4 protein-coding genes are annotated in these 3,273 nt (G+C 64.1%); 3 read left to right on the top strand and 1 reads right to left on the bottom strand.

Annotation, left to right across the window (positions count from 1 at the left end; genetic code table 11):
- Positions 1-409 (top strand): NAD(P)/FAD-dependent oxidoreductase (locus tag WBV89_RS15965; RefSeq protein ID WP_423982335.1); only part of this gene is annotated, 409 nt, incomplete at its 5' end.
- A 577-nt stretch (positions 410-986) separates the two neighbouring features.
- Here WBV89_RS15965 and WBV89_RS15960 read toward each other — a convergent pair.
- The gene (locus WBV89_RS15960) at positions 987-1,784 is read right to left on the bottom strand and encodes a class I SAM-dependent DNA methyltransferase (protein ID WP_423982334.1); all 798 of its coding nucleotides are present in this window, start codon (positions 1,782-1,784) and stop codon (positions 987-989) included.
- Positions 1,785-2,153: 369 nt separating this feature from the next.
- Between WBV89_RS15960 and pyrE the strand changes: the two genes are divergently transcribed.
- Both pyrE and WBV89_RS15950 read left to right on the top strand, forming a co-directional pair.
- Positions 2,154-2,636, top strand: a complete 483-nt coding sequence (gene pyrE, locus WBV89_RS15955) for an orotate phosphoribosyltransferase (protein ID WP_423982333.1) — start codon at positions 2,154-2,156, stop codon at positions 2,634-2,636.
- 307 nt (positions 2,637-2,943) lie between these two features.
- Positions 2,944-3,273 (top strand): pyridoxamine 5'-phosphate oxidase family protein (locus tag WBV89_RS15950; protein WP_423982332.1); only part of this gene is annotated, 330 nt, incomplete at its 3' end.

Raw genomic sequence — 3,273 nt, 5'->3', positions numbered from 1 at the left:
GTACCTGGTCGACCAGATCGCCACCATCGACAACATTTCGGTGCGGACCGAAACCCAGGTCACCCACGTCGATGGCTCCGACCGGCTCGAACAGGTCGGTCTGGAGACTCCGAGCGGCAAGGTCGAGATCGCTGCCGATGCGATCTTCGTGTTCATCGGTGCTCGCCCGCGCACGGAGTGGCTCGACACCGTGATCGCCCGCGACGAACGCGGGTTCATCATCACCGGTGCCGCCCTCGAAGACGCCGACCGTTGGGGGCAGGAACGCAGCCCGATGATCTACGAAACCAGCATGCCCGGGGTGTTCGCTGTCGGCGACGTCCGCGCGCTGTCGCTCAAGCGCGTGGCGTCTGCGGTCGGGGAAGGAGCAGTCTCCGTCCACCTCGTCCACAACTATCTGACCCTTTGAACACCTCAATCACCCAGTGGCAAACGGGGTCGGCCGCCACCGCGCCACCGGCACCAGCACAGAGTTCGACAACGGATCAAGCCAACAGGACACCAGAGGTGCTGTCCGCTGGCCGCCGGACTGTGATGCTGGTGGTCTGGATCGGCGCGGCTCTCTCGTGTGGTTGATCGACGACGTCGCTAGTGGGCCCGGCTGCCGTCAAGCCCAGATGGAATCCCAAGTCTCGATGCCGATCGCGCGCGTCCTTCATCAGAGTTGCTGAACGCGGCGCTCACGAGTGAGAGCGACGTGACGCTGACCGCGGCCGCTTGCGAGACCCTGGACGCCTCGGGCGATGTTCAGCACACCGAGAGACGGGGCCAGTACGCACACGCACGAGGCAACACCGAAGTTCAACAATCCGATCATGTAGACCCGTCGGCGACCCCAACGATCAGCAGCCGTTGCGCTCGTCATGATCAGTGCCGCCATACCGGTCGTATGCGGCAACGAGCCATGACACCCTGCTCTCGCCGACTCCGAAACCCATCTAAGCCTCTGGCAGCGCGACCTTGCCGATCGTCCCGGTCCAAGAAGATCATCCCCAGACCAAACGCGGCCCCGAACACCGTCCTCGCTGTGTCCGGTGCACGTCGGCTGGTGCCGGTTGCGTCTGACGAGCAGCGACAACGACATCGACACTCGTTCCATCGGAGTTCGACGACTGCGGTTCGCTTCGGCCGGTCCCGATCCTCGTCGGACCCTCTAGGGCGGGGCGGCCGGGGGCGCCCCGTCCTGTGGTCCTTGCCGCGATGGCGGCGTGTCGGCGGTTACCGGTTCCTGAGTTGAGTGGGCGCTGGTCGCGCTCGATCTCGGTGAACCCGGCGCGCAGGAGCCGTGCAGAGAATTCGGCGACAGGCCAGAAGTAGGCCGTCGTGACCTTGTGGTCGAAAGGCGCGATTGCGTCACCGTCGAAGAACCCGGCGACGAGAGTGCCTCCCGGATTCATGACACGCCGTAGTTCGACGAGCACGGCGTCGAGTTCGTCCGGGGGCACATGTATCAGGGAGTACCACGCCAGGATGGCGGCGACGGAGCGGTCGGGGTGGGGGAGTTGACGGATCGACGCGAGTTCGTACCGGCCGACTGGATGGGTGGCTCGCGCGTGATCGATCAACCTGGGAGCCACGTCGAGCCCGATTGCATCAACCTCAAGTGACCGCAGATGCGCGGTGAGGTGACCGGGCCCGCAGCCAGCGTCGAGCACTGTGCCGGGTCGGATCGTCAGGTGCCGCTCGATCAGGGCGAGGTCGCGGGCGTGTACCTCGGTCGTGCGGACGAGATCGATGTACGGCTCGGCCATGTCGTCGTATGCCTGTCCAACCTCATCCACCATCGAGAACCCTATGGTCGGCGACCGACCCCCGGGCTCCCGGAGTAGTCGTCGCATCGTCGACAGACGTAGGTGGGACGCAGACCTTGCGAGTGCCGATCAGGTCGCGAGTTCGTCGAGAGGTAGTGGTTGAGTCTGCGCAGCCAGATCAACCATTCGCGACCCGAACTCCGCGAAGCATTCACCCGCTGGCAGTCGAGAGCGCACAACAACACAACGACGACGGCCGGTAGACCGCACGGTTCGGCACGTCCGCTCTCGGCTATCCGCTCGGGAATGCGCTGCACTCGGCCAGGCGTTGACGTCAACGTCAACGAGATCAGACAGACTCAACCCAATGGCTTCAGACTCGCTTGCCCGTCGGCTTCATCAGTGGCCCAGCTCGATGGCGAGTTCCGGCTCCGGTCGGGCGCGATGACGGGCACGTACTTCGACAAGTACCAGTTCGAACCCGACCCTGAACTTCTGAGCGCAATCGCCGCGGAACTTGTCCCGCTGATTCCCGACGGCACCGAGCTGTTGGCTGGCCTCGAGTTGGGTGGGGTGCCGATCTGCACGGCGCTGTCACTTGCCTCGGGCTTGCCCGCCGTGTTCGTTCGGAAGAAGGCCAAGGAGTACGGAACTGCGAAGCTGGCCGAAGGACCGGAGGTCGACGGCCGCCGCCTTCTTGTGGTCGAAGACGTGGTCACGACCGGCGGTCAAGTCGTTCTGACGACCCAGGATCTTCGCGAGCGCGGCGCAGTCGTAACCACAGCACTTTGCGTCATCGACCGAGAACAAGGCGGCCGGGAGAACCTCGCTACCGAGTCGATCGAGTTGAAGGCTGCCTTTACGCGCTCAGAGATCGAGCAATAGCAAGTCCAAGGAGGAACACAGCCCAGTGGTGGAGCCACTCGCTCGAGATCGCTCGGTCGGTTTCGCACATCCAGCAGCGAAAGATCGGCACATCCGATCGAGCAGACCCGATCAGATCATGCAGACGTTCGGTCGGATCCGAGATGCGCTGGGCGAGCCGCTCCCGCTGCCGGCGATGAGCGCGATGATGAGAATGTGGAAGCCGACATCCGCTCTTTCTCGGCCTCGATGGGCGACGACACCATCCGGGCTCGGGGCTCAATGCGCCCTTTCCGGACGTTTCGGAACGACGCATCATACGGTCGACGTGTGGGCGGTCGTCGTGCTCACTGACGAGATGCGCCAAATGGTCGACGCTGGACTCGGCTTCGTCGCCACGATCAACGCCGACGGCACTCCGAATCTGTCGCCGAAGGGAACCCTTGCGACATGGGACGACGACCACCTGGTATTCGTCGACATCGCGTCGCCGAACACGTCGGCGAACCTGGAAAGGAATCCGTCGGTGGAGATCAATGTCGTCGACCCGCTCATCCGACGGGGCTACCGATTCGCTGGAACCGCAGTCGTCCACCGTGGCGGATCAGTGTTCGAGCGCGGCGTGGGCTTCTACGAGGATCGTGGCACAGTCGAGGCA

The sequence above is a fragment of the Ilumatobacter sp. genome, from assembly GCF_049588435.1.
GTDB lineage: Bacteria > Actinomycetota > Acidimicrobiia > Acidimicrobiales > Ilumatobacteraceae > Ilumatobacter_A.
The sequence above is the reverse complement of the archived record's forward strand: the minus strand, read 5'-3'. Positions and strand labels throughout refer to the sequence as shown.